The sequence below is a fragment of the Klebsiella sp. P1CD1 genome, assembly GCF_003790505.1.
GTDB lineage: Bacteria > Pseudomonadota > Gammaproteobacteria > Enterobacterales > Enterobacteriaceae > Klebsiella > Klebsiella variicola.
Genome location: NZ_CP033631.1, coordinates 3369227 through 3389012, shown reverse-complemented (window position 1 = coordinate 3389012; position 19786 = coordinate 3369227). Strand labels below are relative to the sequence as shown.

The following is a 19786-nucleotide window of genomic DNA, read 5'->3' as shown; positions in this document are numbered from 1 at the left end:
CTGTCAGCACCTGAATGTGCTTTCTGTTTGCCGCTATTTTGCCACAAGGCCGGGACGTTCTCCTAATCGCGAACGGTTAGCCGCGTGGAAAGCGCACAAACGAACTACTTTCCGCTATGATGTTCATCTACAAGGAGAAGGAGAGAAAATGCTGTTGATTGCCCGACGAACCGCTCTCGCGGCGGCGCTGCTGCTTGTTATGCCTGTTACGGTCTGGCTGTCTGGTTGGCTGTGGCAGCCAGGACTGCCGGTTGCTATGTTGAAAACCCTCTGGTGGGTGACGGAAACGGTGACGCAGCCGTGGGGAATTATCACGCATGTTGCACTGTGCGGCTGGTTTCTCTGGTGTCTTCGCTACCGGCTGCGCGCGGCACTGATCCTGTTCCTGATTCTTGCCGCCGCCATCCTGGTGGGACAGGGGGTTAAATCCTGGGTCAAAGCGCGGGTTCAGGAGCCGAGACCCTTTGTCATCTGGCTGGAAAACTCAAGACAGGTGCCGGTGACGCAATTCTATGCGTTGAAGCGTAAAGAACGCGCTAAACTGGTGCATGCCCAGCTGGCGCAGGCGCAGGACATTCCGCCGTTTTTACGCAAGCACTGGCAGAAAGAGACAGGCTTTGCTTTCCCGTCGGGTCACACGATGTTCGCCGCCAGCTGGGCGCTGCTGGCCGCCGGGCTGCTGTGGCCGCGTCGGCGTTGGGGCACGGTCGCCGTGCTGCTGGTATGGGCGACGGCGGTGATGGGCAGTCGCCTGGCGCTGGGCATGCACTGGCCGCTGGATCTCATTGTCGCCACGCTGATCTCCTGGCTGTTGGTCACGGTGGCCTGCTGGTTGACGCAGCGCCTGTGCGGGCCGCTCTCGCCGCCGGGAGAAGAGGCGCAGGATATTAAAAAACGGATGCCCGAAGCAGAATAATGTTGATTTTAGCGGCATCCGACCGCATATCCTGTACAGTTGCCATGCTTTTTCATTCCACCGCTGCGGCGAAAATGATACTTTATAGGGCTGAAAGCGGGCTTTTTTTCGCGCAACCCACATAACGGGAAGTCATGTGAAATATTTACTCATTTTCTTACTGGTGCTAGCAATCTTCGTCATTTCAGTGACGCTGGGGGCGCAGAATGACCAACAGGTCACGTTCAACTATTTACTCGCGCAGGGTGAATTCCGCATTTCGACACTGCTGGCGGTGCTGTTCGCCGCAGGCTTTGCCATTGGCTGGCTGATCTGCGGCTTGTTCTGGCTGCGGGTGCGTGTCTCGCTGGCGCGCGCGGAGCGAAAAATTAAGCGCCTTGAGCACCAGATTGCCCCCGTCAGCCCGGTCGCTGTCGACGCAGGCGTGCCTGCCGTGAAGGAATAACCTCTTATGCTGGAGTTGTTGTTTCTGCTTTTACCCGTTGCCGCCGCCTACGGCTGGTACATGGGGCGCAGAAGTGCACAACAGTCCAAACAGGACGATGCGAACCGCCTGTCACGGGATTACGTGGCGGGGGTTAACTTCCTGCTCAGCAACCAGCAGGATAAAGCCGTCGATCTGTTCCTTGATATGTTGAAAGAGGATACCGGCACCGTTGAGGCCCACCTGACGCTCGGTAACCTGTTCCGCTCGCGCGGCGAGGTTGACCGCGCGATCCGTATTCATCAGAGCCTGATGGAAAGCGCATCGTTAACCTACGATCAGCGCCTGCTGGCCGTCCAGCAGCTGGGGCGCGACTATATGGCCGCCGGGTTGTACGATCGTGCGGAAGATATGTTCAAACAGCTGGTGGATGAGACCGATTTCCGCCTGAGCGCTCTGCAGCAGCTGCTGCAGATCTACCAGGCGACCAGCGACTGGCAGTCAGCGATCGAAGTCGCTGAACGGCTGGTGAAGCTGGGTAAAGAGAAACATCGTGGCGAAATCGCCAATTTCTGGTGTGAGCTGGCCCTGCAGCAGATGGCGGCCAACGATCTGGATAAAGCGATGGCGCTGCTGAAGAAAGGCGCCGCCGCAGACCGCAACAGCGCCCGGGTCTCAATAATGATGGGCCGGGTGTGGATGGAAAAGGGTGATTACGCCAAAGCGGTAGAGAGCCTTGAGCGGGTTATCGATCAGGATAAAGAGCTGGTCGGTGAGACGCTGGAGATGCTGCAGACCTGCTACCAGCAACTGGGTAAAGCCGAAGAGTGGGAGGTTTTCCTGCGCCGTTGTGTGGATGAGAACACCGGGGCCACCGCTGAACTGATGCTGGCGCAGATCCTCGAGCAACGGGAAGGGGTCGAAGCCGCGCAAAACTACGTTACCCGGCAGCTGGAACGTCACCCGACCATGCGCGTCTTCCATAAGCTGATGGACTACCATCTCAACGAAGCGGAAGAAGGGCGCGCTAAAGAAAGCCTCGGGGTGCTAAGAAACATGGTCGGCGAGCAGGTGCGCAGCAAACCGCGCTATCGCTGCCAGAAATGCGGCTTTACTGCTCATACGCTCTACTGGCACTGCCCATCCTGCCGCTCGTGGGCCACCATCAAACCCATTCGCGGTCTCGACGGCCAATAAAGTCAAAAAAAATCCCTCCATTAGTTACAACATACTCATCGTTTTTCTCCTCTCCAGGCGCGGCCCCGGCAGCGCCATCGTCCGGCCAGCGCTACTACAGCAGCCTGTTATTTTGTTAGCATCACAGGTAGAATGCTGCCCGTTTACCTTTTTTGCGCCGCCCTGGCGCCCATCAACACTAAGGTCTGGTCATGACGTCTACAGCTATCACATCTTCCCGCGCTGTCACATCCTCTCCCGTTGTGGTTGCGCTCGACTATGATAATCGCGATAAAGCGCTGGCATTTGTCGACCGCATCGACCCGCGAGACTGCCGCCTGAAGGTGGGCAAAGAGATGTTCACCCTGTTGGGCCCGCAGTTTGTTCGCGATCTGCACCAGCGCGGGTTTGAGGTGTTCCTTGACCTTAAGTTTCACGATATCCCCAATACCACGGCCCGCGCGGTGGCGGCGGCGGCCGAACTCGGCGTATGGATGGTGAATGTCCATGCCTCCGGCGGCGCGCGGATGATGACCGCCGCGCGTGAAGCGCTGCTGCCGTTTGGTAAAGAGGCTCCGCTGCTGATCGCTGTCACCGTACTCACCAGCATGGAGGCCAGCGACCTGCAGGATCTGGGCATTACCTTATCCCCGGCTGATTACGCGGCGAAGCTGGCAGCGCTGACCCAACGCTGTGGTCTTGACGGGGTCGTGTGCTCAGCTCAGGAGGCGGTGCGCTTCAAACAGGAGCTGGGGCAGGCGTTTAAGCTGGTGACCCCGGGGATCCGTCCGCAGGGGAGCGAGGCTGGGGATCAGCGGCGGATTATGACCCCCGAGCAGGCCCAGGCGGCGGGGGTGGATTATATGGTTATTGGTCGCCCGGTCACTCAGTCGGCCGATCCTGCCGCAACGCTGCGGGCAATCAACGTCTCGTTGTCAAAGGAGGCATAATGAGCGATTCCAATAGCCGCCTGGTCTACTCCACGGAAACCGGGCGTATCGACGAAGCGAAACCGGCGCCGGTGCGGCCTAAAGGCGATGGTATTGTCCGTATTCAGCGCCAGACCAGCGGTCGCAAGGGCAAAGGCGTGTGCCTGATTAGCGGCATCGATGCTGACGATGCCGCGCTGAACGCCCTGGCTGCAGAGCTGAAAAAGAAATGTGGTTGCGGCGGCGCGGTGAAAGATGGTGTGATCGAGATCCAGGGTGACAAACGGGATTTGCTCAAATCGCTGCTCGAGGCGAAAGGAATGAAGGTTAAGTTAGCCGGTGGCTGAGTGCTATTTCGGCAATAATTAAAGTAATGCTGAAATAACAAGGCCGCGGTGAATGCCGCGGCCTTGAATGATTTAACGTGCGTAAGTCAATTCGTGTGAATTATTCTTTTATTTCGTCAGGTAATTATATTATTTGCCAACCTGGTGACCAATAATACCACCGACCGCCGCGCCACCCAGGGTTCCGAGTGCGCTACCGTCAGTTAACACCGCACCACCGATGGCGCCGGCGCCAGCACCGATAGCGGTGTTACGGTCACGTTTAGACATGTTAGAACAAGCGCTCAGAGACATTGCTACAGTGACAGCCAGAACGACGGCAGCCATTTTTTTGCTCGTTGAAGTCATCATTTTTTTCTCCTGAATAATCTATTCATGGATACTACGCTCCTTTAAGCATAGCCTGAAATAGCAGCTTTAGGGCAATTCCATGAAGTTAGGGTGCGCAGGTGTCACGAAAATCACGCAGGTGATAGTCACTTCCTGTTATATCGCTAATAATAATTTTACTTTTTTTTAAATGTATCGTCAGGTAAAAAATCTTAATTAGCGGCTCGGAATACTCTCAGAGCGTAATATCGCCCCGAATGGCGCATTGGCATGGCTCGGGGCGGGTAAAGATCAGACGTATGGCACGATATCGACGGTCAGGCCGCTGTGCAGTAACTGGTCGCGGCAGGCGGCCGGCAGGCGATCGTCGGTAATAACGCGGTTAAAGCGCCCGGCGGGACCGAGGGGATAGGGATGAACCGCGCTGAATTTCGAGCTGTCGCTGAGAATAATCGCTTCACAGTGCTTTTCCAGCACGGCGTTAACCACATCCGCACGCATCATATCGCGACCGGTAAAGCCGGTTTCTGCCTGCCAGCCATCGATCCCGATGAAGGCTTTGCTGAAATGCACCTGCTGGATGAACTGGCGGGTCAGCGGGCCCACCATGCTTTCACTGCGTTTCTGGTAAATCCCGCCCAGCAGGATCACCTCTCCCGGCGTCTCTTTCAGCAGATGGGCGATATAGCTGCTGACGGTTATGATGGTGATATCGCCGCGTTCGGCGAGGGTGCGCGCCAGCAGGGCGTTGCTGCTGCCGTTTTCGATGAATACCGTTTCGCCGGCGCTCACCAGCGCCGCCGCCCGGCTGGCCAGTTCACGTTTAATGGCGAAATGGGTCATCATGCGGGTTTCAACATCTTCACTGTCCAGTGGGACTGCATAGCCATGGGTGCGGCGCAAATAGCTCTGCTTTTCCAGCAGATTCAGATCCTGGCGAATGGTGACCTCTGAGACACCGGTCATCTTCGCCAGATCGGCGACGCTCATCCGGCCTTTATCAATGACCACTTGCAAAATACTTTGTTGTCGGGCGTTCATAGCAACATCACTGTTAGGGGGCTATATGGCGAGCAACCGGTATGAGTCACCGGTTGCGGCATGGGCGATAATCAGATTTCCCAGGGAGCCTTGGGCTGGTTTTTTTGCTCAGCGTCGTCCGCTGCCAGTGCCAGCAGCTCCGCTTTGAGGATTTCCAGATTATGGATCGCAGAGTGGTAATCACCGGCAACCAGAATATCCAGCACGGTATCGATACGTTGGGCGAGCAGGTGGGCATTCACATCTGACATGGCATTATCCTGGTAACAAAAACGAATGAAATCAATGATGCTAAAAATGGATGAAAAAGAGAAGCGAAAAAAACGCACAACCTTAATCGGTGCGACGGAAATAGCAGGATGGAGAGGAAAGAAGCAGCGGTTCCCGGAGGAACCGCTGTGAAGAGGCGTCAGACTGCCGGACGCGCAATAATGCTGCGGGTTTCCATGCGGACTTCGGCGATGGTGACATCGATAACGTCAGTCACTTTGTAGACCACCTCACCCTTGATCTGCACGGTGCCGTTCTCCTGGCTGCACACCAGTTCGTCGCGAACGGCGTGGAGGAAGGGGGCCGGAATAAAGGCGACCGCGCCATTGTCCACCAGGCGCACGCGCATCCCGCCGCGGCTGATGTCGATGATCTCCGCCGCAAAGCGGGTATCGGTCCCGGCTTTATCGTTGAGGAAACGGGCATACAGCCAGTCGGCGACGTCGCGCTCTGCCATCCGGTTAAGACGACGGCGCTCCGCCATCTGTACGGTGGCATCATCCTGCGGGCGCGCAATGGTCTCGCCTTTGATGATGGCCTTCAGCAGACGGTGGTTGATCATGTCGCCATATTTACGGATCGGCGAGGTCCAGGTGGCATAGGCCTCAAGGCCGAGGCCAAAGTGCGGGCCCGGCTCGGTGCTGATTTCCGCAAACGACTGGAAGCGGCGGATGCGGCTGTCGAGGAATCCGGTCGGCTGGGCGTCCAGTTCCCGGCGTAGCTTGCAGAACCCTTCCAGCGTCAGCACCTCCGTCGGGTCGACGTGCACGTCGTGGGTTTTCAGCAGCGCCGCCAGCTGTTCGGTATTCGCCGGGTCGAAGCCGGTATGGACGTTATAAACGCCGAAGCCGAGCTTGTCGCGCAGAACGCGGGCGGCACAGATGTTGGCGGCGATCATCGACTCTTCGACAATACGGTTGGCAATGCGACGTGGTTCCGCGACGATATCCAGCACTTCGCCTTTTTCGCCAAGAACGAAACGGTAGTCCGGACGGTCTTTGAACACCAGCGCATGGGTCTGACGCCATTCGCTACGACGCTGGCACACGTCCTTCAACAGTGTAATTTGCTGCGCGATCGCGTCGCTGCCCGGCTGCCAGCTGCCGCGGCCTTCCAGCCAGTCAGAGACATCGTCATAGGCCAGCTTGGCTTTCGACTCGATGGTGGCGGCAAAGAACTCGATGTTGTCTTCGATGGTGCCATCGGCCGCCAGAGTCATCTGGCAGGCCAGCACCGGGCGCACTTCGTTAGCGCGCAGGGAGCACAGGTCGTCTGACAGCTCGCGGGGCAGCATCGGAATATTGAAGCCCGGCAGATAGTTGGTAAAGGCGCGCACTTTTGCGGCCTTATCCAGCTTGCTACCTTCGGCAATCCAGGCGGTCGGGTCAGCAATGGCGACCGTCAGCAGCAGTTTGCCATCAGCAGTGGATTCGACGTACAACGCATCGTCCATATCTTCGGTGCTGGCGCTGTCGATAGTGACGAAGTCGAGAGCGGTTAAATCGCGGCGCGTCAGCCCTTCATCGAGCATTTCCGTGGCCACGCCGTCCGGCGCTTCTTTTTCGAGGTTATGGCGCGCCAGGGTTACCCACCAGGGGACGAAGTGATCGTCGCTGAAGGTGATGAACTGGGTCAGCTCCGCGTAAAACCCGCGGTCGCCTTTTAACGGATGACGGCGCATCTCGGCGACGGCCCAGTCACCCTGTTTGAAATCATGCTCAACGCCACGGGCGGCGCGGCAGGGAATGGCATCTTTCAGCAGCGGGTGGTCAGGAACGATAGCGAGGCGATCGTCTTTCTTCTGGACTTTACCGACGAAACGGGTCAGGAACGGCTCAACCAGGGTTTCTGGTTCGGCGCTTTCGCGATCTTTTTCAGAATGGATCACCGCGACGATACGGTCGCCATGCATCACTTTTTTCATCTGCGGCGGCGGAATGAAGTAGCTCTTCTGAGCGTCCACTTCGAGGAAGCCAAAGCCCTTTTCCGTGCCCTTAACGACCCCTTCCGCGCGCGGCGTCTGGGAATGCAGTTGCTGTTTAAGCTGCGCTAGCAGCGGGTTATCCTGAAACATAATTAGGTATTTTCGTGGCTAAAAGAGCGGCTGACATTTTTACGCGAATATGCCTGCCGCAGCAAGCGCTGTTTCAGCAATTTACGTCTGCTGACGCACATTGCCGAGGGCGATTTTCAGACGATTCATCCATCCGCACAGCCCGCTCCAGGTCAACAGATCGATCGCTTGTTCCGCAGAGAGTCCATATTCCGCGAGGGGCGTTAACTGGGCGGCGCTAAACCGGTCCGGCGAGCGGGTTAACAGCTGCACCGCGGTCACGAGAGACCGGGACTGAGGATGCTGCTGGAGCCAGTGATGGAGGGCCTGGTCGCCCTCCCGCAGATGGCTGGCGAACTCCTCTTCACCCTGCCAGTGGGGGAGCCAGGCGTCAAAACAGGTGGGGCTGCCATTGGTGCGCGCCGCGAGTAAGGCGACCTGCGGGCCAAAGGTATCATCCGTGCTGAGCTGGCGGATCAAGGTCTCCAGAGGCGTGAACAACGGTGGGTCGCAGGCCAGCAGTGGGGCCAGCTCACCCAGACCGGGCAGCGACTGCCAGCCGGCGATGCGCCGCTGGCGCTCATCATCGGCATACTGCAGATCGGGATCCTCAAGGTCGCTCTGCCACTCTCCTGGTGGCGCGGTGAACAGTTCGGCAGGGGCCTCCTCTTGCTGAGGCATGCCGGGGATCCAGCGCACCGGATAGCCCAGCGCCGCCTGCAGGACGGCAATCGCCCGGGCCTGGAAGCCCACGAAACCGATAATCTGGTTGATCAGGATAATATCCCGGCTGGTTAAACCCACTTCGTCCAGCTGGCTGCGCGAGAGGGCGTTAATGACGGAGGGCGAACTGGCGAGCTGACGAGCATACTGAGTGATCTGCGCCAGGCGACGGTTGCTCTCGCGCGAAGAGTCAGGGCCAGGGAGGGGAGCCAGGCGGGCGGCATAGTGGTTACACAACCGCTGGACACCATAAACCTGGGCGACAGTCAGCGCGGTGCTCAGGCGATCGTAGGCGGTAAAGGTCTGCAGGCGACTCACCGCCACCTGGTCGGGAAACAACCGCTCTGCCAGCTGGCGAGCGGGGTGCAGCCAGCCTGCGTGGATGTGTAGCCAGGCTTCCGGCAGCGTCAGGTCCAGCAAAAAGCGGTCTTCAACATGGGCGGCTTCAGGGACAAGCGGTAGAACATCCACCGGGCAGATTGTTGACTGGGTTTCGTGATACCAGTGGTTTTTGCCATTCACGCGGCGTGGCTCCATGGGCTTTCCTTGTTCGGTATGTGGCGAACCGCCGTTCCGCGGATCGTTTATGCAGAACTATCCTGGCGTAACCCGGAAGCAGGAGAAAATATTGATACGTGCTAACAAATAGCCGATTGGAATAACAGGGGGAGCGTAAGGGATGGGGGGAAGGAAGAACCCTCCTCACCGGGGTGAGGAGGGAAAGAACTTACTTCAGTTCCAGCTCGTTCATGGCGGCGATATTGAACCCGCCGTCAACGTGAACGACTTCACCGGAGATACCCGCGGACAGGTTAGAGCACAGGAAGGCTGCGCTGTTGCCCACATCTTCAATGGTGACGGTGCGACGGATCGGGGTGACCGCTTCGCAGTGCGCCAGCATTTTACGGAAATCTTTAATGCCAGAAGCAGCCAGCGTACGGATCGGACCGGCAGAGATGGCGTTAACGCGAACGCCTTCCGGACCCATGGCGTTAGCCATATAGCGGACGTTAGCTTCCAGAGAGGCTTTGGCCAGACCCATTACGTTGTAGTTCGGGATCGCGCGCTCTGCGCCCAGGTAGGAGAGCGTCAGCAGAGCAGAGCCCGGGTTCAGCATGCTGCGGCAGGCTTTGGCCATCGCCACGAAGCTGTAGGCGCTGATGTCGTGCGCGATTTTAAAACCGTCGCGGGTGACAACGTCAACGTAGTCGCCGTCTAACTGGTCAGCCGGGGCAAAACCGATAGAGTGGACGAAACCATCGAATTTCGGCCAGACTTTTTCCAGCTCGGTGAACAGCGCGGTGATGCTCTCATCTTCAGCAACGTCGCACGGCAGCACAATGTCAGAACCCAGCGCGGCAGCAAATTCTTCTACGCGACCTTTCAGTTTTTCATTCTGATAGGTGAATGCCAGTTCCGCGCCTTCGCGGTGCATTGCTTGCGCAATACCGTAGGCGATGGACAGTTTGCTGGCGACGCCAGTGATCAAAATGCGCTTACCGGAAAGAAAACCCATAGCTTTAATCCTTATCGTTATTGCTTATTTTTACTTTAACAATCATAACGTTAACATTGTTATTTCAAAATAACTCAAATTTAGCCGGGAATTATATCCCACTGACGACCCCTTGTGTCACGATATTTTTCAGCCGCGCCAGCGGCGTGCGGAGCAAAAGCGTATCGCGATAGCTCCAGTATACTCTCTCTTCTGATGATTATTTGAGCGCGATCTCCGCCAGCAGCAGACACCCGTTGGCACTGAGGGGGTGCAGCTCGCCAGGGGATTCACCGCGCCAGCAGAGACCGCTGCCGGCCACACTTCGCTGCCCGGCCAGATCCCACTCGCCCTGAAGAACATAAGCGACTCCCTCAGTGGCAGGGCGTTGCTGGTCGTTTATCACCTTTACTCTCGCCGAGGCACGTCCGCGCTGGGTCATGATATTGAAGTCCAGCCCTGGCTCAACGATCCCGACGCTGGACAGCGCCCATTCGCCGGGGAACGCCCACGGCTGCCAGAGCGTCAGCGGATGGTCGATGTCCCCGCCGCACAGTCGTAGTGGTTGTCCCGCCAGCAGGGTGATCACCCGATCGACGCCGGGGAAGGGGGAAAAAGGACCATCCGCCTGCAAAGTGGCGATGCTGGCTCGCCAGAGAAAGGGGGCGTCTGTGGAAGGAACGGCGATAATTTCCCGGGTGGCACCGGCACCGTTCTTCCACGGCGTGATGGGTAAGGTGGCGATATCAAAAAAAAAGATCATGGTCTGCTCGGCGGAATTCAGAGGGTGGATGGTTTTTGTTACAAGTGTGTCGCAACATGCTTACAAATTATTTACAACAGGGCTCACAAATCCATCATCGAGCGCGTGTGTGGGTTTGTCAATGCTTGTATATACATGAGCAGTCATCTACGAATTATCTTATCGCAGTGACCAGAGCCATCATGACAAAACGCGATCGGGAGAATGAAAATGCAACAGCGTATTACTTTCCGCCAGGCCTGCCTGGTCACCCTGTTTTCGGGGCTACTGCTGTCTGGTGGCTCAACATACGCTAAAGAGTGGAAATCAATCACCATCGCTACGGAAGGCGGCTATGAACCCTGGAACCTGACGCTTCCCGGAGGGAAGTTGAGCGGCTTCGAACCTGAGCTCATGGCGAATTTATGCCAGCGGATGCAGATCGAATGCAAGCTGGTGGTACAGAACTGGGATGGCATGATTGCCGGACTTAACGCCGGAAAATATGACGTGATCATGGACGCTATTGTCGTCACCCCGGAGCGATCGAAGGTCGTGGCGTTTACCCAGGCCTACGCTGCCACGCCGGCCTCTTTCATTGCGGTAAAAGGGTCGCTGCTCCCTCCGTCTCCGACGGTCAAGCTTCATGATGATGAGAAAGAGATTCAGGCGGCGATTGCGCCTCTGCGCGCGGCGTTGAAAGGGAAAACTATCGGCATCGCTTCCGGCACCGTGTACACCCCGTTTATTGATAAGTATTTCAAGGATATCGCTGATATCAGGGAATATAACAACTCAGCGGATGCGATCCTCGACCTGCAGGCTGAGCGCATCGATGCGGTGTTTGATGATATTACCTTTGCCAACACCACCCTGTCGCGACCGGAGAATAACAATCTGGCATTGAGCGGTCCGCTGATGAGCGGGCCGATCTGGGGAGGCGGTGAGGCGATGGGCGTGCGCCTCACCGATCCCGATCTCAAAGCGAAACTGGATAGCGTCATTCAGGCGGCGCTGGCCGATGGGACGGTAAAAAAACTGAGCGAGAAATGGTTTAAAAGCGACGTTACCCCCTGAGTGAGGCTCTCATGTTGAATCTTCTGAGTTTTGGTGAAAACGGGTGGGGGACGCTGATCCTCAGTGCCACGCTGACCACGTTGCTGCTGTCGCTCGCCGCGCTGGCCGTCGGTGCCGGGGTAGGCGGCGTCATTGCCGCCGCAAAGCTGTCCCGGCATGCGCCAGCGCGCTGGTTTGGCGCCGCCTGGTCGGTAGTATTCCGCGGTATCCCTGAGTTACTGGTGATCTACCTGTTCTATTTTGGCGGCTCAGGGATGATTTCATGGGTGGGGCGACTGTTTGGCGCTGACGGTTTTATTGAGGTTCCGCCCTTTCTGATTGGCGCCCTGGCGATTGGTTTGATCTCCTCCTCGTATCAGGCGGAAGTCTACCGTGCTGCTCGCCTGGCGCTGATGCCCGGTGAAGTGGAGGCGGCTACCGCTATCGGCATGCCGCGCTGGCGGATCCTGCAGCGCATTCTGTTGCCGCAGATTGTCCGTTATTCGCTGCCTGGGTTATCCAACGTGTGGCAAATGAGCCTCAAAGATTCGGCGCTGGTATCGGTGACCGGCATCGTTGAGCTGATGCGCGCCAGCCAGATTGCCGCTGGCTCGACCCGCGATTATTTCCTGTTCTATCTGATCGGCGGCGGCTGTTATCTGATCCTGACGCTGCTCTCTAACCGCGCGTTTACCCGGGCGGAGAGCCATCTCAACCGCGCCTGGCTGCGTCGCAGCGCCGCGCAGGCGTAAGGAGCCCGTATGTTTATCGATTTTGCCTTCCTCGGTGAGACGTTATTGAAGCTCGGCGCGGCGCTGCCGGTGACGCTGGGGCTCTTTATTTGCTCTTTTATCCTCGGCGGCGTACTGGCCCTCGGCGTTTTAGCGCTGCGAATGAGCCACTGGCCGCTGGCTAGCGGTTTCGCCAAAGGCTATATCCTGATCTTTCGCGGTTCGCCATTGCTGATCCAGCTGTTTCTCATTTATTACGGGCTGGGTCAGTTTGGGGTGATCCGTCACAGTTTCCTGTGGCCGCTGCTGCGCGAACCCTTTATCTGCGCCGTTCTGGCGCTGGCGCTCTGTACAGCGGCCTACACCGCGGAAATTCTTCGCGGCGGGTTGCTGGCGATACCGCCGGGTCAGATTGAAGCCGGTCAGGCTTGCGGCATGTCGCGCTGGCTGTTGTTGCGGCGGATCATTGCCCCGGTGATGCTACGTTATGCACTGCCAGCCTACTCCACGGAGGCTATTCTGCTGGTCAAGTCTACGGCGCTGGCAAGCCTGGTGACCGTCTGGGACGTCACCGGGGTGGCGCAACAGATTATTCAGCGTACCTACCGGACGATGGAGGTATTCCTCTGCGCGGCGGCCATCTATTTGCTGCTTAATTTCATCATTGTGCAGCTGTACGCCCTGCTAGAACGGCGATTAACGCCGCATACCCGGCAAAACCCGGCGACCGTGTCGCTCAAGCCGATAACCAAAGGAGAGTAAGATGCTCGATTCACGTCCGGTGACCTTATCGGTCAGCGATATTCATAAGTCCTTTGGCTCCCTGGATGTCCTGAAGGGGATCACCATCCAGGCCCGGCAGGGCGATGTCATTTCGATCCTCGGCGCCAGCGGCTCCGGTAAAAGTACGCTGCTGCGCTGCATTAATCTGCTGGAAACGCCCGATGCCGGGGTGGTCAGCGTCGGTGGCGAGACGATTGAAATGAAGCACCATGCCCGCGGGCATCGGCTGGCGGCGAATCCCCGGCAGATAGAGCGCCTGCGTTCGCGGCTGGGGATGGTCTTTCAAAGTTTTAACCTGTGGTCGCATATGACGGTCCTGCAGAATGTCATTGAGGGGCCGCATTATGTGCTCAAACGGGATAAACGGACCTGCATTGAACAGGCTGAGCAACTGCTGGAGCGGGTGGGGATGTTGAACCGAAAGGATTTCTATCCGGCACAGCTCTCCGGCGGCCAACAGCAGCGCGTGGCAATAGCCCGCGCGCTGGCGATGGAGCCAGACGTCATGCTCTTTGATGAACCCACCTCAGCGCTGGATCCCGAACTGGTCGGCGAGGTGTTAAAGGTCATGCGCAGCCTGGCGGAAGAGGGGCGGACGATGCTGGTGGTCACCCACGAACTGGGATTCGCCCGCCATGTCTCCAACCGGGTGGTATTTATGCACCAGGGGACGATTGACTGCGACGGTGCGCCTGAGGCGCTATTTGGCACTCAGGGTTCCGCGCGCTTTAAGCAATTTATCTCCAGCCATCAACAGCCAGGACAGGTCGTATGAATATGATCCAGTGGGGCGATGCACCGATACGCTGGCAGGAGGTGGCTTGTGTCGCCCGGGGCGAGGCGATCTTGAGCCTCAGCGAAAGCGCCTGGGCGCGTATCGAGCAGGGGCGGGCGATTGTCCAGCATATCGTTAGCGCCGGTCAGGTGGCCTATGGGATCAACACCGGGCTGGGGGCGCTGTGCAACATTACGCTGCCGGAAGCGCAGTTACACCAGCTGTCGCGCAATACGCTGCTCAGTCATGCCTGCGGGGTGGGGCCGCTGCTGGAGGTCGCCCCAACCCGGGCCATTATGTGCGCCGCGGTGGCCAATTTCAGCCACGGTAAATCCGGTATTTCCGCCGGGATAGTGCAGCAACTGCTGATGTTTTTGCAGCATGGCGTCACCCCCCAGGTGCCCTCTCAGGGGTCGGTTGGCTATTTAACGCATATGGCGCACATTGGCCTGGCCCTGATGGGAGTCGGCGATGTGCTATGGCAAGGGCGAACGTGGTCTGCGGCAGAGGTCCTGTCGCAGCTGAATCTGCAGCCCATCGCGCCGGGAGCGAAAGAGGGGCTCAGTCTGGTCAACGGTACGCCGTGCATGACCGGCCTGGCTTGCCTGGCCTTAGACGACGCCGAGCGCTTAATGAACTGGGCCGATGTGACCGGGGCGATGAGCTTTGAAGCGCTGCGCGGCCAGCTTGTGGCGTTTGATGCCGAGATCCTGGCGCTGAAAGCCAGTCCCGGGATCCAGACCAGCGGCCAGCGGCTGCGTGAGCTGCTGGCGGGCAGCCGTCTGCTGGCCGAAAGCGAAGGTCTTCGCACCCAGGATGCGCTGAGTCTCCGCTCGATGCCTCAGGTGCATGGCGCCTGCCGCGATCAGTTTAGCCATGCGCAGACGCAGATAAATATCGAACTTAACGCCTGTACCGATAATCCCCTAATCCTGGGCACCCTTGAGCAGTGGCGGGTGGTGTCCCAGGCGCATCCCCATGGTGAATCGGTGGCAATGGCCTGCGATTTGCTGGCTATTGCCATGGCTGAGCTGGGCGCTATCGCCGAACGACGTCTTGACCGGCTGGTGAATCCTCTGGTGAGCGGCTTGCCAGCGTTTCTGGTCGCCCGACCCGGGGTGAATTCAGGCATGATGATTGCCCAGTACGTCGCCGCGTCGCTGTGCGCGGAAAATAAGCAGCTGGCGCAGCCGGCGGTGCTGGATAATTTTGTTACCTCCGCTTTGCAGGAGGATCATTTAAGCCTGGGTACCAGTGCTGCGCTGAAATTGCAGCGCCTGCTCGGCAACCTCTATCAGATCCTGGGTATCGAATATTTACTCGCGGCCCAGGGGCTCGATTTTCACGAGCCGCAGACGCTGGCGGCGGGTACACGTCGGGCGCGCGATCTGCTGCGCCAAAGCGTGCCTGGCTGGGAGGAGGATCGCTGGCTGGCGCCAGACATCGCCAGCGCAGTGGCTATCCTCAAGCGGAACGCTGGCCACGCGCCGGCATGACGTCACCAGCGAGATAAGTGAGACGGGGCTATTTCCCGTCTTTGCGCCAGGCGTCGGCGGTGAGAGCTTCACCGAAGTGGCCGGCGATCAGGCGTCGGGTCAGGTCGTGCAGCGGCGAGGCCAGCACATCGGCAGTGCTGCCGCGCTCGACCACTTCGCCGTTATGCATCACCAGCACTTGATCGCTGATGTGCTTCATCATTCCCAGGTGCTGAGTGACATAGATATAGGAGATGCCCTGTTTCTCCTGCAGCTCCAGCATCAGATTGATGAGCTGGGAGCGCATCGACATATCCAGCGAGGCCAACGCCTCATCGCAGACGATGACCTTCGGGCGCAGGATCAGCGCCCTGGCGAGGCCGAGACGCTGCTTCTGCCCGGGCGCCAACATATGGGGGTAATAGCTGACGTGGTCCGGCAGCAGACCGACCATGCGCAGCGTGTCGATAATCTGCTTTTGCCGCGCCTCGGCGTCGAGGTCGGTATTCAGCCGCAGTGGAAAATCGAGGATCTGCGAGATGCGCTGGCGCGGGTTCAGTGAGGTCGACGGATCCTGAAAGATCATACGAATCTTCTGGCTGCGGTAGGAGTAGTCCCCGAAAGTCAGCGGATGGTCGTCGATCAACAGCTCGCCGCTGGTGGGTTCCACCATGCCCGCCAGCATCTTGGCGAGGGTGGATTTCCCGGAGCCGTTCTCGCCGATAATCGCCAGCGTCTGGCGTTCACGCAGGGTAAAACTCAGCGGCTTGACGGCCTCCACCGTCTGGCGGTGAAACCAGCCGGTGCGGTAGCGAAAGGTCTTACTGAGTTGGCGAACTTCCAGCAATGTTTCGACCATTTCACTCTTTCTCCATGTTCAGCGGGAAATGACAGGCGTACAGATGGTTGCGCGCCCCGGTAAGACGCGGCGTTTCGATACACTCGCGCTGGGCGTAAGGGCAGCGCGGCCCCAGACGGCAGCCGATGGGCAGCTGCTCCAGCAGAGGGATCGCCCCTGGCAGGGTGTTGAGGCGGCTTTTATGCGGCATGGCGCTGCCAAAATCCGGGATCGCGCGGATTAACGCCTGGGTATAGGGGTGATGCGGCAGGGTGACCAGCTCTTCGCTGGGCCCGCTCTCCACCGTCTGCCCGCAGTACATGACGTTGATTTTATCCGCCCATTTGCTGAGCATCTGCAGATCGTGGCTGATCAGCAAAATGGTGGTGTTGTTGTTCTGATTGAGCCGCGTCAGCAGGCGGATAATCTGCGCCTGAGTCGTTGGCTCCATGGCGTTGGTCGGTTCATCGGCGATCAGTAGGCGCGGCTGGTTGGCCAGGGCGATGGCAATCATCACCTTCTGGCACTCGCCCTCGGTCAACTGATAGGGGAAGCTGCGCATGGCATCTTTGTGATCTTTAATGCCGACGCGGTGCAACAGCTCGATGGCCCGGCGCTTACGCCAGCCCAGCCGTTGCCACCAGCGCCCCTTGTAGGTCCAGCCGGGGATACTCTGAATCAGCTGCTGGCCGATACGCTCAGAGGGATCAAGACAGGACTGCGGCTCCTGAAAAATCATCGACACGTTATGGCCGATCAGTTTCCGCCGCTCGCGGTTCGACAGTCGCAGCAGGTCGATGTCATCGAAACGCATGCGGTCGGCGGTGACCCGCCAGTTGTCTTTGGTCACCCCGCAGATAGCTTTGGCAATAAGGCTCTTCCCGGAACCGGATTCGCCCACCAGGCCGCGGATCTCGCCTTCAGTCAGGGTCAGACTGACGCGATCGACGGCTTTCACCCAACCTTCGTTGGTTCTAAATTCGATAGTTAAGTGACGAATATCGAGTAACGGCATTATTCTACCCCGGCAATGATCGCCCGGCGAATACCGTCGCCCAGCAGGTTGACCAGCAGTACGCTGAGCATAATCGCCGCCCCGGGCAGCATCACAGTCCACGGTGCGACATAGATAAGCTCCAGCGCATCGCCCAGCATGGCTCCCCATTCCGGCGAAGGCAGCTGGGCGCCGAGATCAAGAAAGCCCAGCGCGGCAATATCCAGAATAGCCATCGACAGGGCGCGGGTGATCTCGGTCACCAGGCCAGAGGCAATATTGGGCAGAATGGCGAACAGCAGAATGTTCAGCGTCGAGGCTCCGTCGAGGCGGGCGGCGATAATGTACTCTTTCTCCAGCTCGTCGTGGACCAGGCTGTAGACGGAACGCACCATGCGCGGGAGCAGCGCCAGCCAGACGGCGAACATCGCATGGCTGAGGTGCGGCCCGGCAAAGGCGACGACGATAATCGCCAGCAGCAGCGAGGGAATAGAGAGCAGGGTATCGAGAATATGGTTCATCACTGCCGAGCGCAGGCCGTGAGTCGACCCGGCAATCACGCCCAGCACCAGGCCAAACAGCGTCGCGCCGAGGGTGACGACAAAAGCGCCACCGACGGTTGGCGCCGCGCCGCTCAGCAGCCGGCTCAGCACATCGCGGCCCAGGTCATCGGTCCCCAGGAAGAAGGAGACTTCGCCATAGCGCGACCAGGACGGCGGCAACAACTGATAGCCAAGGAACTGCTGATCGATACCATAGGGGGCGAACCAGCCGCCGAAGACGCAGAGCAGCAACAGGCCCGCGCAGCCGTACAGGCCGATCATCGCCGTGGTGTCACCATAGAATTTACGCCATACGGTGCGCAGCGCGCCGGGCGGACGCTTTTCCAGATAAACGCTATCGTAGGGCATATGAATCCGTTTTAAGTTTGTTAGTCATGCTTTAAGTCTTTTCAAAAATCCCGCTAATACCAACACTTTGCCAGCATGGAGTGCTTTAATTTTGTGTGTTCTGCATTGATTTGAAGGTAATCAATTTAAGTAAAATGTGTACACTGATGTGTATATCGTCTTCCGGAGTGTACATATTGCTTACCGACACAAAATTAAGAAAAGCTCTTGGCAAAAAGAGAGACCAGATCGAGGTCATATCGGGCGCTTATGGTCTGAATGTCCGGTTGTCTACTTCCGGCAGTATAACATTTTTTTACCGCTACAGATGGAACGGGAAAGCCGCTCTGCTAACGATTGGCGATTATCCAACCACCTTCTTATCTCAAGCTCGCGAATGTAGACAGCAGTTCAGGGCCTGGTTGACAGAAGGACTCGATCCGAGACGGCAAACAGTTCTGGAGAAACAGAAAAAAATCGAAGCACTTACCGCTAAAGAGGCTTTCGATTACCGGGAAAAGTATTACTGCATCCCTGAAGGTCTTGTGAAAATCAAGGTTAACCGGCGACTTCAGTAACCATATAGCGCCTGTGCTGGGGAACATGATTGTTGATCAGACCACTAAAGCGCACTGGCTTAACCTTTTTGATGGCATGGGGTGAAGAGTTGTCACTGGTCAGATGCTGGGGCTGATGCAGCGTACGTTCCGTTTCTGCTCCAATCGAGGGGTAATTAATGTGAACCCAATTGAGAGCCTTAGACGCTCTGACGTAGGTCTCACAGCATCCGTAAAAGATCGCAGATTGATTGATGAGGAAATCAAAACAGTTTGGAACATCCTTCCTGAATTGAAGGACAGACAACAGCTGATAATGAAGTTTCTCATCATGACTGGCTGCCGGAGTACAGAGATCAGGACAGCAAGATGGGAGTGGTTCGATTTCCAGGAGCAAACGTGGACCATTCCGGCAAGCGATTATAAAACCGGGAAATCGGTCAGAAGGGCACTTCCCGAGGCAGTAGTAAGAATGATGTTAGCAGAGAAGGAAACGTCAGTTTCAACACACGTTGTGACACTGTCACGTTACAGGGGGCCAGAAGATGACAGACCGCCACTACAACCAAACGTCGCTCTGTTTTCTGCTCAGATTAAAGCTAAAACAAGCATGAAACCCTGGTCTCTCCATGACCTCAGGCGAACAGTGGCGACACGCCTTTCTGAAGGACGTGAACGAAATCCGCCGTCAGTGGGTGCTAGCCTTCAAGGAAAACGGGATTAACACCATGGAGCAGATTGACGCGGGCATGCGCGTGGTTCGCCGTCAGGAGCGTCCATTTCTGCCGTCGCCTGGCCAGTTCATCAAGTGGTGCAGGGAAGGGCGATGTGTGCTGGGGATCACCACCGCTGAGGTGATGGCTGAATACTGGAAATGGCGGAAGCTGGTATTTCGATATCCGAGCAGCGAACAGAATCCGTGGCTGAAGCCAGTTTTTTACCATATTTGCCTCGAACTGCGGCGCCGTGGAACAGATTGCCAGTTGAGCCACAAAGAGCTTGAGCGTGAAGCTTGCGATATGTGGGAAAAACGTGTGCGGGAAGGTGAGCCTATCCTACCGGTACGGCGCGCGTTGGTAACTCTAGTGACGCCAAAAGGGCCTACACCTGCTGAGTTGCTTAAGGAAATGTATGCACGTTCAAAAGCTGTTGAGAAAGGTTGAGCGCCCCTAAGGCAGAAGGCTAAAAGAGAACCCACTCATATATGGGGTGGAGTAAAACACCCACCCCATATAACATGT

Annotated in this window: 21 protein-coding genes and 1 pseudogene; 12 read left to right on the top strand and 10 right to left on the bottom strand. The window is 57.6% G+C overall.

The features are described from left to right. Positions 1-148 precede the first annotated feature (148 nt). The 5 genes from pgpB to yciH all read left to right on the top strand — a co-directional run bounded on the left by pgpB (position 149) and on the right by yciH (position 3792). Complete coding sequence (gene pgpB / locus DTA24_RS16895; RefSeq protein WP_008807789.1) at positions 149-916, top strand: phosphatidylglycerophosphatase B; 768 nt, start codon at positions 149-151, stop codon at positions 914-916. Between the two features lie 136 nt (positions 917-1052). Next, the gene (locus DTA24_RS16890) at positions 1053-1361 is read left to right on the top strand and encodes a LapA family protein (protein ID WP_012542047.1); all 309 of its coding nucleotides are present in this window, start codon (positions 1053-1055) and stop codon (positions 1359-1361) included. A 6-nt stretch (positions 1362-1367) separates the two neighbouring features. Continuing rightward, complete coding sequence (gene lapB, locus DTA24_RS16885; RefSeq protein ID WP_008807790.1) at positions 1368-2537, top strand: lipopolysaccharide assembly protein LapB; 1170 nt, start codon at positions 1368-1370, stop codon at positions 2535-2537. A 191-nt stretch (positions 2538-2728) separates the two neighbouring features. Continuing rightward, positions 2729-3466: an orotidine-5'-phosphate decarboxylase gene (pyrF, locus tag DTA24_RS16880; protein ID WP_022065864.1), complete on the top strand. Its 738-nt coding sequence runs from the start codon at positions 2729-2731 to the stop codon at positions 3464-3466. Further along, complete coding sequence (gene yciH / locus DTA24_RS16875) at positions 3466-3792, top strand: stress response translation initiation inhibitor YciH (protein WP_008807792.1); 327 nt, start codon at positions 3466-3468, stop codon at positions 3790-3792. Before pyrF ends, yciH begins: the two co-directional genes overlap by 1 nt. A gap of 129 nt (positions 3793-3921) precedes the next feature. Here the strand turns inward: yciH and osmB are convergent, their stop codons facing one another. The 7 genes from osmB to DTA24_RS16840 form a co-directional block, all read right to left on the bottom strand. Further along, the gene (gene osmB / locus DTA24_RS16870) at positions 3922-4140 is read right to left on the bottom strand and encodes an osmotically-inducible lipoprotein OsmB (protein ID WP_002901783.1); all 219 of its coding nucleotides are present in this window, start codon (positions 4138-4140) and stop codon (positions 3922-3924) included. A 273-nt stretch (positions 4141-4413) separates the two neighbouring features. Then, on the bottom strand, positions 4414-5163 hold the full coding sequence (locus tag DTA24_RS16865; protein WP_008807793.1) for a DNA-binding transcriptional regulator YciT: 750 nt from the start codon (positions 5161-5163) through the stop codon (positions 4414-4416). Positions 5164-5234: 71 nt separating this feature from the next. Continuing rightward, positions 5235-5414, bottom strand: a complete 180-nt coding sequence (locus tag DTA24_RS16860) for a hypothetical protein (protein WP_012542045.1) — start codon at positions 5412-5414, stop codon at positions 5235-5237. Between the two features lie 158 nt (positions 5415-5572). Beyond that, positions 5573-7507: an exoribonuclease II gene (locus tag DTA24_RS16855; RefSeq protein WP_040975845.1), complete on the bottom strand. Its 1935-nt coding sequence runs from the start codon at positions 7505-7507 to the stop codon at positions 5573-5575. A gap of 81 nt (positions 7508-7588) precedes the next feature. Further along, positions 7589-8746, bottom strand: coding sequence for a carboxymuconolactone decarboxylase family protein (locus tag DTA24_RS16850; protein ID WP_012542042.1), 1158 nt, complete (start codon positions 8744-8746; stop codon positions 7589-7591). 190 nt (positions 8747-8936) lie between these two features. Beyond that, positions 8937-9725, bottom strand: coding sequence for an enoyl-ACP reductase FabI (gene fabI / locus DTA24_RS16845; RefSeq protein ID WP_008807797.1), 789 nt, complete (start codon positions 9723-9725; stop codon positions 8937-8939). A gap of 199 nt (positions 9726-9924) precedes the next feature. After that, positions 9925-10467 (bottom strand): HutD family protein, encoded by a 543-nt coding sequence (locus DTA24_RS16840; RefSeq protein WP_012968439.1) that lies wholly within the window; start codon positions 10465-10467, stop codon positions 9925-9927. Between the two features lie 210 nt (positions 10468-10677). On the opposite strand from DTA24_RS16840, the gene DTA24_RS16835 reads away from it, so the two are divergent. Genes DTA24_RS16835 through DTA24_RS16815 form a run of 5 tightly spaced genes read left to right on the top strand, consistent with a single transcriptional unit; the run spans position 10678 to position 15287 of the window. After that, on the top strand, positions 10678-11523 hold the full coding sequence (locus DTA24_RS16835) for a transporter substrate-binding domain-containing protein (RefSeq protein ID WP_110195091.1): 846 nt from the start codon (positions 10678-10680) through the stop codon (positions 11521-11523). Positions 11524-11534: 11 nt separating this feature from the next. Then, complete coding sequence (locus DTA24_RS16830) at positions 11535-12254, top strand: ABC transporter permease (protein ID WP_082228044.1); 720 nt, start codon at positions 11535-11537, stop codon at positions 12252-12254. Between the two features lie 9 nt (positions 12255-12263). Next, positions 12264-12995, top strand: coding sequence for an ABC transporter permease (locus tag DTA24_RS16825; RefSeq protein ID WP_012968438.1), 732 nt, complete (start codon positions 12264-12266; stop codon positions 12993-12995). 1 nt (position 12996) lies between these two features. Further along, positions 12997-13791: an ABC transporter ATP-binding protein gene (locus DTA24_RS16820; protein ID WP_008807802.1), complete on the top strand. Its 795-nt coding sequence runs from the start codon at positions 12997-12999 to the stop codon at positions 13789-13791. Continuing rightward, positions 13788-15287: an HAL/PAL/TAL family ammonia-lyase gene (locus tag DTA24_RS16815; RefSeq protein ID WP_022065867.1), complete on the top strand. Its 1500-nt coding sequence runs from the start codon at positions 13788-13790 to the stop codon at positions 15285-15287. Before DTA24_RS16820 ends, DTA24_RS16815 begins: the two co-directional genes overlap by 4 nt. A 28-nt stretch (positions 15288-15315) precedes the next feature. On the opposite strand, the gene sapF is transcribed toward DTA24_RS16815, so the two are convergent. Genes sapF through sapC form a run of 3 tightly spaced genes read right to left on the bottom strand, consistent with a single transcriptional unit; the run spans position 15316 to position 18009 of the window. Then, on the bottom strand, positions 15316-16125 hold the full coding sequence (sapF, locus tag DTA24_RS16810) for a putrescine export ABC transporter ATP-binding protein SapF (RefSeq protein WP_004140269.1): 810 nt from the start codon (positions 16123-16125) through the stop codon (positions 15316-15318). A 1-nt stretch (position 16126) separates the two neighbouring features. Next, the gene (gene sapD, locus DTA24_RS16805; protein WP_008807804.1) at positions 16127-17119 is read right to left on the bottom strand and encodes a putrescine export ABC transporter ATP-binding protein SapD; all 993 of its coding nucleotides are present in this window, start codon (positions 17117-17119) and stop codon (positions 16127-16129) included. Beyond that, a complete protein-coding gene (gene sapC, locus DTA24_RS16800; protein ID WP_072126112.1) occupies positions 17119-18009 on the bottom strand; it encodes a putrescine export ABC transporter permease SapC in 891 nt (296 codons plus the stop codon). The genes sapD and sapC overlap by 1 nt, the downstream gene beginning before the upstream one ends. Before the next feature lie 146 nt (positions 18010-18155). On the opposite strand from sapC, the pseudogene DTA24_RS16795 reads away from it, so the two are divergent. Next, positions 18156-19257 (top strand): annotated as a pseudogene (locus tag DTA24_RS16795) (tyrosine-type recombinase/integrase); the annotation flags it as partial. Next, positions 19175-19708, top strand: a complete 534-nt coding sequence (locus tag DTA24_RS16790) for a replication protein P (protein ID WP_117120202.1) — start codon at positions 19175-19177, stop codon at positions 19706-19708. The pseudogene DTA24_RS16795 and the gene DTA24_RS16790, both read left to right, overlap by 83 nt. The last annotated feature ends 78 nt before the right edge of the window (positions 19709-19786 follow it).